Here is a 15,766-nt window from a genome sequence, read left to right as displayed (position 1 = left end):
CTGATATGGATTAACATCAACAAAATTACTGTAAGTACAACCATTACTATCCATGACGTAATAATTAATCCTTTGTACTGTTGTATCATCAGTAACAAATAATTCATTATCGTCAGTATAAGTTGTTCCTCCATCAAAATTATATTTGTACGATCCTGATCCACCAGTACCTGTAACTCTTACAACTGCTTGTTGTACAGTATTACTAGGATTACAGCTATAGGCATCAACAGCTGCAATTGCACCTACTGCTGCAGTTGGTTGATCTACATCATAATTATGTGTGGTCGGACATCCTTTTCCAGAAGTCACAGTTATTGCATAACTTCCTTGTGGAACATTTGTAAATTTATTTCCTACCAATACAATTCCTAAAGGAAGTGGAGTAGCTGTAGCAGATGCGATAGCATATGTATATGGCGTTTCTGTGTTTCCTGGAAGTAAATTTACTGTAATACTTCCTGTAGCACCATTATAACAAGCCACATCAACTACATCAGCATCAAAAGTAACTGGGATTGGTGCTTTCAATTCAACTGGTACTGTAGTATTACAGAAACCATCATTAACATTAACAATATAGTTTCCATAAGCTAAATTTGAAATTACATTATTTGTTACATTTGCGCCAGGAGCGTTAATACTATAAATATAAGTACCTGTACCACCAGTAGTTGTTAATGTAATGCTACCGCCATTAGCTGATGTACAAGTTGGGTCTGTTGAAACTACAGCAGGCTTTAAATCAAGCGGTGCATTAATGTTTATATCTTCAAAATCAACACATCCATTAGCATCTTTAATATAAATTCTATGAGAACCAGAAGTCAGATTCGTTACAGTATATGGTAATCCTCCTGTAAGAGGTGAATAAGAATTATCACTATCTACACTTATAGAATAAGCTCCTTTACCTGCAGTAGTCTCGATAACATTTACTGAGAAATTACCTTCAGTAGCACATCTATCCACAATCTGTAAATCAATTTCTGGACTAGAATCTACAGGAATTATTTGTGCTCTTCCAACTTCACATCCTTTTGAATCTCTTACTACAATGTTCCAATCTGTTCCTGAAGAAGGATCTAATTCTATAACATTATTTGTACTTGTAAAATCTGTTGGCATTGCAGGTGAAACTGCTACACCATAATAATATGGCGCTGTACCTCCAGTTGTTCTCATAGTTACAATAGCACCACTATTACAATTTGCAGGTACTAGATTAGTAATAACAGAGTTAAGAGGTTGAGCTGGTTGATCAATTCTAAATGTATATGAAGTTGAACAAAGCGTACCACCAACTTCAGTTACTTCCAGTGTATAATTACCCGCTGGTAGATTATTAATAGTCTCTGATACAGGTCCTCCTGCAGGTCCAGTTAAATCATCTTCAATTGGTGTTGTAAGCGGCAATTGTGTTAATTCATCTAATATTCTATAATGGATAGTCGTTACTGTAGGATCATAATCCTCAACAGTAAAGTTTAATATACCATTTGTACTTCCTGCACAAGTTGCATCAGTTTGTGATGTTCCTGTAATTTTAATATTAGAAGGTGCCGGAGGCGTAATTTCTTCTGCTATAGAAATACAGTTATTCTTGTCTTTTACTTGCAAATAATAAGTTCTATTGTGTGCTAAACCAGTAAATGTATAACTATTGCTTGCTATAGGAGCCGTTTCAGCTTGACCAAAAATAGAATATGTATATGGTCCTTCTCCTCCACTTGTGGTAACAGTAACATTAACTCCTGTAGCACAACTAAAAGAATCTGCTGTTGTTGTAATTTTTAAATATGGAGGTGTTTCAATTCGAAGTCTTGATGTTTCAAATTTACATCCATTAGCATCTACTATTGTAACATAATAGTAACCAAAATTTAGTCCTGAGAAAGTGTGAACAGCCGTTGGAGACACAGAAGTTTCAGTATATGTCTGTAACTGATTACGGTTACTATCATATAATGTATAAACAAACGGAGCTACTCCACCTGAAACTACACTTACTTTAAACGTACCTAATGTATTAAGGTCACAAATAATTGGAGTTCCCTCAACAAGTCCATCGATTGGAGCCGGTTCAGTTAAAACAGCTGTACCATCAAACTCACATCCTTTAGCATCTCTAACTGTATAAGAGTAACTTCCAGCTGTTAAGCCTCCAAAAATATATTTATCTCCGAATCCTAATCCGTTAAAATTATATTTAAATGGTCCTTCACCAGCAGTTCCACGCAATTCAACAACACCATCTGTACCTGCATTACAAGTAGGGTTTGTAGGGATATAATCTCCAGTTACAGTTGTAGTAGGATTAACAACAACTGTATTCGTTAGTTTAGGACAATTATTTCCATCTGTTATTTCAAACTCATATGTTCCAGCTGTTCCTGTGCTATAAACAAAAGATCTAGTTGATGTAAAAGGAATTGGAGTTCCAGTAAATGCTGCTGGCAACATTCTTACTCTATATCCAAAAGATGGATTTCCTCCTGTTACATTAACCTCAATACTTGCATCTGTTGGTGAAATCGCCGTACAAGTAAGATCTTTTTTTCTAACTGCAGTGGCAATCATTGCATCATTTACAGTAACTGTTTCTGTATTTGTACAACCATTTGCGTCTGTAATTGTTACTACATAAGTTCCTGCTCCCACAGTAAATGTATTTGCCGGACTAGGAGCAACTCCTGTATTAATTGTGTATGTATAAGGTACAACTCCATTAGCTCCACTAGCTACAATTGTGAATGAATTACCAGAAGCATCACATTGATTTGGAACATCCAAAGTAACTGTTGGCTGTGTATCTCTTGCAATTGTAACGTTTCTAGATACAATACATCCATTAGCGTCTTTTGCGTAGATAACCCAGTTTAAGTCTGCACCTGAATTTGAATTGATATTAAATACAGGATTTGGACCATAGATTGGCGTTGCAGATGTATTGTCTGCATCTAAAATAGCATATTGATAACCTGAACCTATTGTTCCTCCTGTAGCATGAACTGTTACAGTAGAAGTAATTATACCACAATTTGAATTTACATTAGAATCTATTACTAAATCTAAAGGATCATTAGGTTCAAAAATTTCTACTCGTTCTGTAACCGTACAATTTGTAGTTTCATCTACAAATACAACATTGTAAACACCTACAGGGCGATTTGCCAAAGTAAATACAGTTTCGTTTCTTCCTGTTACAGTTGTTTCGCTATTAACTTTATAACTATATGTTGAAGTAAAGTTTGTAACATTAAATCTAATATTTCCTGTACTACCACCTTTACAATAAACATCATTCAATTTAGTTGGTGTAGCTCTAATAGCAACGACTGCTGGAATATTTTTAGAAAAATCCGCATAACAACCGCTTCCATCTGTAACTCTGAAAACATAGCTACCAGAAGTAAGGTCTGTAAATTCACCATCTGTAGCTCCTGTAGTGTTTATTGTTGGTCCAGAAACAATCGTATAAACCACCGTTCCAGTTCCAGTTCCGGTTGTTAAATTAACTTTAACCGTACTGGTTCTGCTTCCAATAGGATCACAATAAATTACACTTGCATTAACCGACGTAATTTTTGGAGGGTTAAGAGGTAAAATATCTACTGTTTTAACTTGAGTAGTACAACCATTCGCATCTTTTACAGAATAACTAACTGATTGTGGGTTTCCATTATCTGAAACTGAAAATGTACTATCATCACCATAAGAACCTCCATTGAAACTATATGTATAAGGAGCTACTCCCCCTGTTACTGTAACTGTTACATCTTTAGATTCTTTAGCATTTGTAGGGCTACATGTAAATGGATCTATAGTTGCATCAGCTTCAAGTAAATCTGGTTGCAAAATAGTAACCTGTGCAGTACCCGTACATCCTATATGATCAGTAACCACAATATCATAAACTCCTGCTGTTAAACCTGTAGTCGAAGCAGTTGTAGAAACTGGCACACCTGCTTTAGTTACACTATAAGTATAAGGAGCTTTACCAGCTGTTGTTGAAATAGAGATAGTTCCTGTAGCAGCTCCGTTACATTTTACATCCGTTTTACTTGTATTAATTGCGAAAGTAGTCGGTTGTAATACAATTGGAATATCTGCTGTATAAGCGTAACAAGTTGGGTTTGCACTATCGCTAACTCTAAATTTATAAGTTCCTGCTACTAATGCAGTATAAGGACTTGCTATTGGTGGACTATATGTTAATCCACCATCTGTAGAAACGGCGTAAGAACGAGTTCCTGTACCTCCACTAGAAGTTAAGCTAATTGTAGTTGATGTTGTACAAGTAGTATTTTCTTCAATTTTAGGAATAATTCTTAATTGCTCAGGAACTACGTAATCGATAAAATCAGTACAACCAAATTTATCTTTTACTGTTAATTTATAAGTTCCAGGAGTTAAACTGAAAGTATCTGATGACACAAAATTAATACCGTCTTTACTAAAAGTTGCTGGTAAAGCATAACTACCTCTTATAGTCACACTAATTGGTGTTCCTGTATAACATTGTGCAGCAATTGGATCCATTACTGGAGCATCTTCTGTTCCAATAGAAACTGTTTTTCTAACCACACAATCATTAATATCTTTTACATATACAGCAACTGTTGTTGTTAAAACTGCTGTATCTACTGTTAAAGTAGATCCATAAGCAGTTGTTGGAGCAGTAGCACTACTTGGTCCAAAAGCATAAGTATATCCTGGCGCTCCACCTGTGATTCCTGTGATCGCTAGTGTAGAAATAGCGTTGTGACAGCTAATTTTTGAAGCATTAACTGTAAAGTCAATTTGAGTAGCGGCTTTAATCGTTACTGACTCTGTATTTGATGTACATCCAGTTGCATTATCTTTAACTACTAAAGTATAAGTACCTTGAGCCAATCCTGTTACAGTTACTTGATTTTCATGTTGAGTTACTGTTCCTGAATTTGGAGAGAATGTATAAGAGTAAGCACCTACACTGCTTGCTCCAATAATATCGAATGTAGCAGTTCCATTGTGTGCATTAAAACATAATTCATTAGTAAAGCCACCAGAAACTGTAATAGACGGTGCTGCATCAATTGTTTTAGAATCTGACACTGTACATCCGTTAGCATCTGTAACTCTAAAGGTATAAGTTCCAGGAACTAATCCTGTAAATTGACCTGGAGTGACTTGAGTTGGTGAATTTGGACCAGCTGTTACAGCATAAGTAAACGGTGCAACACCAGCTTTAGACGTTACAGTAATACTTGTTGATGTATTGTTACAAGTAATAGCTGCTGGTGTAGAAAAATCAAGTCCTGTTGGCGGATTATATGCTGGAACTGGAATCGTTTTTGTATCAGTACAACCATTACTATCTCTTACGTTGAACGTAATAGTTTGAGCATTGCTTGTATTTGTAACTGTTATTGTTCTTGTTCCGTTATAAGTTGTATTCCCAGCTCCAAAACTATAGGTATACGTTCCTGTACCACCTACAGCAGAAACTGTAATTACAGTTGTAGTACTACAAGTTGTATTAGGCGTAAAGTCAGCAGAAGCCACAACTTGTGTTGGATTTGCTAATGTAATATCATACACTGGAGAAAGACATCCTTTTCCGTCTTTTACTTGATAGGTATAAGTACCTGCACCTAAATTAGAAAGTGTCGGAGATGTACCAAAAGTAGCGCTTCCATTAAAGCTATAAGTATAAGAAGCACCATTTCCTCCTTCTGGAGTTACAGTAAAACTTCCGTTAGTACCATTATGACATTTAGGATCTGTTCCTTTTGCTGTTGCTGTTGGTTCTAATTTTGTATTAACAGTTACTGCAGGAGTAAGTGCTGTACATCCTTTAGAATCTGTTACTCTAAAGATATATGATCCTGAAGCTGTTGCAGGGTAAATTCCAGATGTGATCGGTGCAAAAGATGTACCTCCGTTAGTTGATACTTCGTAAGTGTAACCAGGAGTTCCTTGAGTTGCCGTAATAGTGATTTGCGCGTCTGGCGAATTTGTACAATCCAACGGTTTAGTAACCTCTGCGTTTGCAAATAATTGTTCAGCAATAATAATATCTTTTATTTCAGCTGTACAACCATTTCCATCCGTAACTACAATAGTATGTGTTCCAGGACCAACATCTTTAAATGTATTATCATTTTGTCCATTGCCACCATCTAAACTATAGCTATAAGGTAATTTACCATCAGAAGCAGTTACAACCAAAGTTGCTTTATCAGCATTATAACATAAATCTGAATTTGAAGCCAACATCGCTTTTGGTGGAACTGGTGCAATAATTGTTACTGGATCTGAAGCTGCAGATTCACATCCTCCTGAATCTTTTACATAAACTCTGTACGTACCAACTGGAATTTTATCTCCGTTAATTAATTCTGTAAATACATTATTTGGTTGATATGGAATTATAATATTAGTACCCTGACGTAATTCATATTGATAATTTGGTTTTCCACCTCCTGCAGTTGCGGTAATAATCGCACCCTCAAGACATGTTGGCTGTTTTGTTACAGCAGCCACTGATGTTACAGGTGTAGGAGCCGTAATATCAATATCAAACGATTCTGAACAAGCTCCAGTACTATCACTTCTGATAATAATTTTATAATTACCAACAGTTAATTTATCAAGAGTAAGTGTAGCTGAAGAAGAAGGGATCCAATTTCCATTGTTCACTTTGTACTCGTAATTACCCGTAAAATTCTTAACTTGATAAATGATACTTCCTGTATCACCTCCGTTACAAGTTACATTATTAATTTCTGGTTCAGATACATCAAAACCTTTACCGCTTTCAACAATAACTTTAATTTTAGTTTCTCCACCACATGATTCTGGAATTTGACGAACCCAGATATCATCAATAAGAACGTCATTACCATTAAACTCATTACTGTAAGATCTAATAACAAAACTTAAATTGTTAAAAGCCTTAGGATCTAAAGACAATTCTTTGTACTCCCATTGTTCTGTTTTTGGAACAACCCAAGGATTATTAGTGTCCGTTGTAGCAACGATTGTTTCTGTTCCTCCAACACCATTTAAGTTATTGATTAACTGAATTGTCAGTTTTGGATCAGCATGAGAAGTCGATGTTTTCACAATCAAGTTTTCTGCCCATAACGAAATAATTACAGGCTGATTTGGTATTACATCAGTAATAGGTTTACTGTATAAAATACCTCCAATACCTGCTGTACCACCAACGTTAACACATAAAAATCTTCCTAGAGGATGTTGTGGAACTGTATGGTCTTTGGCAACAATCCATGAATTATCAAATCTAGTTCTGATTGAACTTGCAACTGCATACTCTCCATCATTGATCCACTCATCTCTATTACATTTATAATCTGGTGCTAAGTGTGTAGATGTTTCGTCTTCAAAACAATATCCTGGGTTAATACCCGGAGTTGTGGTGTAAGATCCTTTTCCGAAATCTTCAATTAATAAGTTACTGTAAGTTGGAACCTGAGTTGCCTTATATTTAACTATAACTTCGTGATCTCCCGATTTAACACCTGTAAATACATTACTTGTAATAGGTACGTTTGGTTTAGTATCCATATAATACTCATATGAATAAGATGTCTCTCCACTTTGTGCTGGAGTTGTAACTGTTACCGTACTTGTTGCTATTCCATCACAAGCATAGACAGTATCTACCTTGTTAATAATTGGGTTTGCAGGTATAGCATCTAAGGTTACTGTATAAGGAATTGTAAAAGTACAAAGGTTTTTGTCTCTTACAACTAATTGATAATCACCTGGTGCAGCAGCTATTTCTCTAACTGTTCCCCAGCTATTAGGTTCACCATTTTTAAAACTAAATTCATATGGTTCTTCACCACCCTCTACGTTATTAAATCTGATTATTCCACCTTCTTTAACACCATCTCCGTCTGGATCTGTACAACCAGCCAAAGCAGCAACACCAGCCGAAGCTGTCAATGCAGAAGTTGGACCAGTTATATTTACATCTTCTGCATCAGTAAAACAATCTTTAGTTGCTTTATAAGGCCATTGCGGTATAGCATAATCAATGCTATATTTAACTATTACTTTATAATTTCCAGGCTCTAAGTTTAAAAAGTTTGGATTATCCTGATAACTTAAACCATTATTAATACTATAAGCTAATTTATAACCATTAGGATTTGTTACGTCTACTTTTATACTTGAACTTCCGTCGTAACATTTACTGCTAGTTGGAACAACCGTATAAACAGGCTTAGGAACACTTGGAACTGTAAACTCAATTGTCTTTTCGCAATTGTTTTGATCCCTAACTGTAATTTTATATGTTTTAGGAGCAGTTGCAACAATAAGAATACTATTTTCTACTGTATTATCATTTTCAGAATGAGCCTGAGCTGTTGCTGAACCATCTACAAAATAAGCATAATTTCCTTGTTTACCTCCAGTTGCAGTTACTCTATACATTCCATCACTACATGCTGTTAAAGGTAAAACCGTAGAAACGGCAGGAATAATTGCAGAAGATGGGTTTTGGATATACTTGTTATCAGCTGCAGCACATATCTTATTTCCGTTGGCATCCTTTGTATAAATTTCAACTGTATAATTATCACCGGGAGCAACCGAAAATTCTTTAATACGATCTGTTACTGGTCCAACAGTTTCAAGTACTTGATTTGCACCATTACGAAGTTCAAAATAGTAATTGGTGAATCCTGCTGAAGCACTTGCTATAATCGAACCATTAGAACCAAAACAAAATGGCTGGGCATCTTTGTTTTCAATCTTAGTGTTCATCAATAAATGCTCAACTGTAACTTGTGCTGTTTTGTACTCACAAGTACCTGTTACATTTTTTAATCTATAAACAGCAACATAAGTTCCTTCTTCCCAAACATCAAAAGTATTACTATCCTGATATTGTGTTTCTTCATTATTTTTGGAAAGATTAATCAGTTTGTACTGATAGTTGTCTAGTTTCTGAACTGTGATAGTTCCTTTACCATAACATACCTTATCTGTTTTAGCTATGGTTGCCGAAACTATACTTTTATAAACATTAAAATAATAGGTGTTTTCACAACCTCCTGCATTAATGATTACTCGGTAAGAACCTGCTGTATCTGCTTTATAAATAGATCCAGTTGCAATTTCTCTCCATTGACATAACGCTGCATCATCATAAGCACACAGATCAGAAAAAGTATCTGGTTTAACACAATCCGTTTTTTGCCAACGAATAGTAGCCCCTGTAATATGAGTGTCAATTAATTTAAAAGAATCGGTACCACAAAGATAAATTTTTGGAAGTGCTTTACCATCAATTTGACAAAGAGGCACATTACCATTCGCATCTTTATTGTCTGCATATTCTAACACAGGATTTACTCTTGCTGCACCACCTAATACTTCAATCTCTTCCACTAAATTGGGACATGGAGCATTAGCAGTATTATGAACATAATAAGTTCCTGGTTCTGTAACTGTTAATTTTTGGTTTGTACCAATTACTGGTGTACCAGATAAATTTTTAGACCAAGAATAAGACGCATATCCTCCTGAAGCCGAAATTTCTCTGCTTGTTGTACACATATATACGCTTCTTTTTCTACAATCTTCTATACCAACTAAAAAGTTCGTTGACTGTGGAATCAAATTACAGCCTGCTGTATTCGCATAACTCTTATCTCCGAAATCTGTTGTATTACCGCCAAGATCTCCAAAATAATGTGATTCTGCAGTATTCTGAATTAAATTAGAACAAGCATTTGTTAATTTCTCACAATCATTTACAACCGTTACTCTAAATTTAATTTCTTCTTCTGCTGTTACAGGTTTAAAAGTAACATAAGAATTCGGAATTGTAAATGTTAACGTTCTAGTAGCAGTATCATATTTTACATATTGATTTCCTGCTGCTGTAGTAGGGATTGGTAATGTTCCCGGCATTTTTATAAGATCTGTTGGAAAAACGAAATCTGTATTATCTGGAAGCTTATCTATAATTGTAAATGAAGTAGCATTATCATTTCCTTCATTTTTAAACTTTAAAGAATACGTAAGCTGATCGCCTAATTTTACATCCTTACCACTGGCATCTTCATTTGCAATATTATACACCCCCTTTTTCAAAACAATTTTTGGAGCAATGATATCAATAGAGAAAGCAGTAAAATAATAAATATATACATCTGATCCTGTACCTAAAGTGATACGGGCAGACGTATCCCCGTTTTTGAGTATTCCATCGCCAATTTCTAAAACCCCGGAATCAAAACCTAAAGTATTTGTACTTGCTGGATTCCTATCTACAAAAGGTACACCCAAATAATCTATAGTACTCGTAAAAAAGTTATCATTTCTACCAGATTTAGGTCTAGAGTTTGGAGTCATCCTAGTACCATTAATATCTAAGTAATCTTGTGTATATCCTCTATCTCCTTCAAGCGCGGCAAAAGCTAACCTTCCTGTAACTGGTCCCTTGTCTATAGCCGTAAAACCAGAAATAGTAGTGGTAAGTGGGTTATCATTACTTCCCATAGCTGCAAAACCATTAAAAGACGAGATCGCTTTTGTTGGTAAAGTAGAATCCTCATAAATTATAAAAATCGACCATCCTGCGGCAAGACCTGTTGCTCCATTGGTACGTGTTGGCCCTTCAGTAGCTATAACATTCGCTACTGTATACTCCCCATTTGGACTTGACGCGTTTAAAAAATTCGTAATATCCGCAAAACAAGCATAAGCTTGTGTATTATCAGGATTAATTCCATCAGCAGATCGAGTAATATCATGAATAAGCGTACCCGTAATATCTACATAAGCTGTAGCATCAGGCACCTTCAGCTTAACCTTATTTATATTCGTTCTGGTTGCTGGAGATTTTAAGATCCCAGACCAGTATAGTGCTGCATACGCCACTCTATAACAGGGTTGTGCCGATTTACTTGGAATTGTAAGTTTTGCACTACTCGAACTAAATATTCCTGGAGTCCTACCATTATCAATATTTACATAGTACATATCAAAATTTCCATTGAAACCATTGTCAGTATAAGGATCGTTAGGAGTTTTAATCACGACACCTCTGCTGTTGGTTTCTCTTCTGTTTAGAATATTATTACCTATCGTAATAATATCTCCCTTAAGCTGCATTTGCTTCTCTCTGCTAAAGGTTTTATAGACCTGTGAAGATGCTATATCAGCTTGCAGTAATACAAACAGCAATAACGCAATTTTTAAAATAGTAGGTTTTTTCATAATCATCTTTTGTTACTTCAATTTTATTCTCTAAGGGGCATTAGCGAATAAAGAAATTCATTTTTATAACATTTATTTTGGAGTTTCTCTTAGCCACAAGAAACTTACTTTTATCTTAATTCTCCACTTTCACAATGGCCATTTTGCCGTTGTATGGTTTATTTCCTTTTGATTCTAATGCTTTTGTTGCCTCTTGTAAACCATCGAACTTTTCATAGTAGATGTAATATTTACTTGTCGCCACATTATAAAAGAAATTAATATCTGTACGTCCTGCTGCTACCGCTTTAGTTAAGAATTCATCACGTTTCTCAACACTATTGTGGACAGCTACGATTAAGTAATAACCATTATCAGAGTTTTTAATATTCTTGATAATCTGCATGTTTGACTGCTCTTCTCCAAAATCAAAATCATTTGCTGTCAATGCTGTATTACTCAGTTTCGTTGTTTCTTTAATACGTTTAAGAGCGGCAACGTCTTGTGCATATCTTCCTTGATCATTCTCATAAGCGGCACGTTTAATTCTACGTTTACGCTCAATCTCTGTTTCTGCTTTGATACGCTCCAAATCGGCAATTAAAGCTGCTCCATCTCTTTCCATTTTCAACTGAGCCGCTTTCAATTCGTTTATCTTATCCAGATACGCTTTGTTTAACGGATCATTTTTAGGGAACTTTTTAAGTCTGTCATTGTATAAAGCCGTCAATCTATCAATCTCATTCTTCATGCTTTTGTTTGCATCGGCAATCTGAACTTTTAGTGATTCAATCTGACTGTTTTCTGCCGCTACACTTTTGAATGGTTTTGGCTCTCTATAAATTCCTCTTTCACTTAAATCATTCTCTTCTTTTAAATCATTTAAATCTTTTTGCTTGTTGGCAACTGTTGCTTTAAACTGATCTAATAAATCACTTTGGATTTTACTTGTATTTTCAACTGATTTCGTTAAACTTTCAATTGCTTTTCCAGTTTCGTCATTAGCTTTTGCTGCCAGAGCTGCTGCTTCTGCATCTGCTTTTGCTTTTTCAGCTGCTAATCTTGCTTGACGTTCTTCTTCTTCTTTCAATTGTCTAGACTCTTCTTCAGCTCTTAATTTTTCTGTTGCTTCAGCATCTGCTTTGGCTTTTGCGTCTGCTAATAATTTTGCCTGAAGCGCTTCCATATCAGCTTTAGCTTTAGCATCTGCAGCCAATTTTGCCTGAAGAGCCTCTGCATCTGCCTTAGCTTTTGCATCAGCTGCTAACTTCGCCTGACGGGCTTCTTCTGCCAATCTCGCTTTTTCGTCAGCGGCTTGTTTCGCTTTTAGTGCGTCAGCATCCGCTTTGGCTTTTGCATCTGCAGCTAATTTCGCTTGACGAGCTTCTTCTTCTTGAAGTTTTTTCGCTTCAGCATCTGCTTTTGCTTTTGCGTCAGCAGCTAACTTCGCCTGACGAGCTTCTTCTGCCTCTTGTAATTTTTTCGCTTCGGCTTCTGCTTTTGCTTTCGCTGTAGCTTCTGCATCTGCTTTTACTTTTGCATCAGCTAATAATTTAGCTTGTAATGCAACCATATCAGCCTTCGCTTTCGCTTCTTCCGCCAATTTAGCCTGAAGTGCTTCTGCATCTGCTTTTGCTTTTGCATCAGCCGCTAATTTTGCTTGACGAGCTTCTTCTTCAACTCTTGCTTTTTCATCAGCAGCTTGTTTTGCTTTTAGTGCTTCTGCATCCGCTTTCGCTTTTGCATCTGCAGCTAATTTCGCTTGACGGGCTTCTTCTTCAACTCTTGCTTTTTCGTCAGCTGCTTGTTTTGCTTTTAGTGCTTCTGCATCCGCTTTCGCTTTTGCATCTGCAGCTAATTTCGCTTGACGAGCTTCTTCTTCAACTCTTGCTTTTTCGTCAGCAGCTTGTTTCGCTTTTAAGGCTTCGGCGTCTGCTTTTGCTTTTGCATCTGCAGCTAATTTCGCTTGACGAGCTTCTTCTGCCTCTTGTAATTTTTTCGCTTCAGCTTCCGCTTTTAATTTCGCTGTAGCTTCTGCATCAGCTTTCACTCTTGCATCAGCAATTAACTTGGCTTGTAAAGCTTCCATATCAGCTTTTGCTTTTGCATCAGCAGCCAATCTTGCTTTTTCAGCTTCGGCATCTGCTTTGGCTTTAGCCTCTGCAGCTAATCTCGCCTGTTGAGCTTCGGCATCTGCCTTAGCTTTATTTTCTGCTTCTAATTTTGCTTTTGCTGCAGCTTCTGCATCGGCTTTCGCTTTGGCATCTGCAACAAGTTTAGCCTGAAGCGCTTCTGCATCTGCTTTGGCTTTTGCTTCAGCATCTAATTGTGCTTGACGAGCCTCTTCAGCTTGTTTCAATTTTAAAGCTTCTGCATCAGATTTTGCTTTTGCTTCAGCAGCGATAAGAGCTTGTCTTGCTTCTTCATCTGCTTTCACTTTTGCCTCAGCAGCTAATCTTTCTTTAAGTGCAGCTTCTTCTGCAGCTTTTGCTTTGGCATCAGCGGCAAGTTTAGCTTTGTTTGCCGCATCAATAGAAGCTTTAGTTTTAACTTCTGAAGCAGCTTTAGCTTTAGCTTCTGCAGCTAATCTTGCCTGTAAAGCATCTGAATCTGCTTTTGCTTTTGCATCTGCAGCTAATATTGACTGCATATCTGCCGCCTCTGCTTTGGCTTTTGCATCGGCTTTACGTTTTGCTTCTGCAGCATCAGCTTTTGCTTGATTATCTGCTATTAATTTTAATCTTGCAGCTTCTGCATCGGCTTTCACTTTTTCTGCAGCCGCTAATCTTGCCTGTCTTGCTGCTTCCGCATCAGCTTTTGCTTTTTCAGCAGCTGCCAATCTTAGTTTTGCTGCTGCTTCAGCATTTGCTCTTGCTTTTTCTATTGCAAGCTGTGAAGCTGTTTTTTGTTGTGTTGGTGCAGCTGCATTTGCTGCTGCTGCTTTAGCTTTTGCAGCTTCTGCATCGGCTTTTGCTTTATCTGCTGACGCTAATTTTGCTTGTAATGCTTCGGCATCTGCCTTAGCTTTTGCATCTGCAGCAAGTTTCAATTTCATTGCTTCAGCATCAGCTTGTGCTTTATCTGCTGCTAATTGTGCTTGTGTTTTTTGTGCAGCAGCTTCAGATTTATCTGCAGCAGCTTTTGCTCTTGCGGCAGCTGCAGCATCTACTCTGGCTTTGTTATCGGCAGCCAGTTTTATTCTGCGCTCCTCTGCATCAGCTCTGGCTTTATCAGCCGCTAATTGTGCTTGTGTTTTTTGTGTTTCTGCAACGGCTCTGTTTGCTGTTGCGGCTTGTGCTCTGGCTGCAGCGGCGGCATCGGCTTTCGCTTTTGCATCTGCAGCAAGTTTTATTTTAATAGCTTCAGCGTCTGCCTTAGCTTTATTGTCTGCTTCTAATTTAGCTTTCGCTTTTGCTTCGGCATCTGCCTTAACTTTTTCGGCTGCAGCTAGTCTTGCTTGTTTTGCTTCTGCATCGGCTTTTGCTTTTGCGTCTGCTGCTAGTCTTTTTTGTTCTGCTACTTCAGCTCTGTTAACCTGAGTTGCTTCTGATTTTGGTTTAGCTGGAACTCGTTTTGGTTTAGCCGGATCAATTAACGATCCTTCATCATCATCTCCGTAATAATAATTTCTATTTTTGAATTTGTAGGCAATAGCGAATTCGTGTGATGCACCCATATTAGAGAAATTGCCCATTCCTCTTTCGTAATTGTATTCTATAGCAATACTTGGCGAAATATTGATTCCAAGTCCTGCTGAAACACCGTATAATGTGTTATATCCTGCCTGAGCCCAAACACCTTGCTGAAGAGCAAGCATTGCCAAACCTGAAATAACTGTTTTGTCTTTTTTAATTTCTGTTCTTACAATTCCAGAGAATTTACTTCTATCAAAAAAACCGTAACTGTCAATATACCCCGTATACATTGCATGCAATTGAATTGCTCTTTCTGGATCTTCTTTTACCATTCCAGATCCGAAATTGTATAACACTAAGTTGTTAATTGCTAATCCAAAATCTAAAAATTCTGTACCGTAGTTAATCCCAGGGTTTACTGTCAGCATGGTGCTCTTTGGAAAATCTCCTTGCATGATAGTAGTATCATCAGAAATGATTTTTCCTGTATTTAATCCACTTTGGTAAACACCAACGTTTAAACCAAAAGTCAGATTACTGTCTTGTTCTAAAACAATATTATGAGCAAAGTTTCCAATAGCTCCAAATACTGTCATTAATCCGTAATTCTGTTGAAAAAGACCTGCAGCAAAAGCTTCATTCTCTCTAAAACGTCCTGAATAATTAAACAAATAACTTTGTGGTGCATTATCAAACTGAACCCATTGTCTTTTGTTATAAAAGCTGATATACGGATTTGATTCGCGAACAAAACTAAACGCCGGGTTAATTATATATCTATTAAACTTTAAAGAATTTCTGATAGGTAATGAAAACGAAACAACTCCATCCTCAGAACCATCCTGAGCATAGAGTACATTTGATAAACCGTAAAATAAAGTGATGAATAGTAGGATTTTCTTCAT

2 protein-coding genes are annotated in these 15,766 nt (G+C 36.7%); both read right to left on the bottom strand.

Translation table 11 applies throughout. The annotated features are described in order from the left end of the window. Positions 1 to 11,247 (bottom strand): hypothetical protein (locus VGE71_RS18350; protein WP_331139610.1); only part of this gene is annotated, 11,247 nt, incomplete at its 3' end. Between the two features lie 115 nt (positions 11,248 to 11,362). Continuing rightward, positions 11,363 to 15,766: a PorP/SprF family type IX secretion system membrane protein gene (locus VGE71_RS18345; RefSeq protein WP_331139609.1), complete on the bottom strand. Its 4,404-nt coding sequence runs from the start codon at positions 15,764 to 15,766 to the stop codon at positions 11,363 to 11,365.

The sequence above is a fragment of the Flavobacterium sp. genome (genome assembly GCF_036405015.1).
Classification (GTDB): domain Bacteria; phylum Bacteroidota; class Bacteroidia; order Flavobacteriales; family Flavobacteriaceae; genus Flavobacterium.
This window is presented reverse-complemented; position numbering and strand designations above follow the sequence as displayed.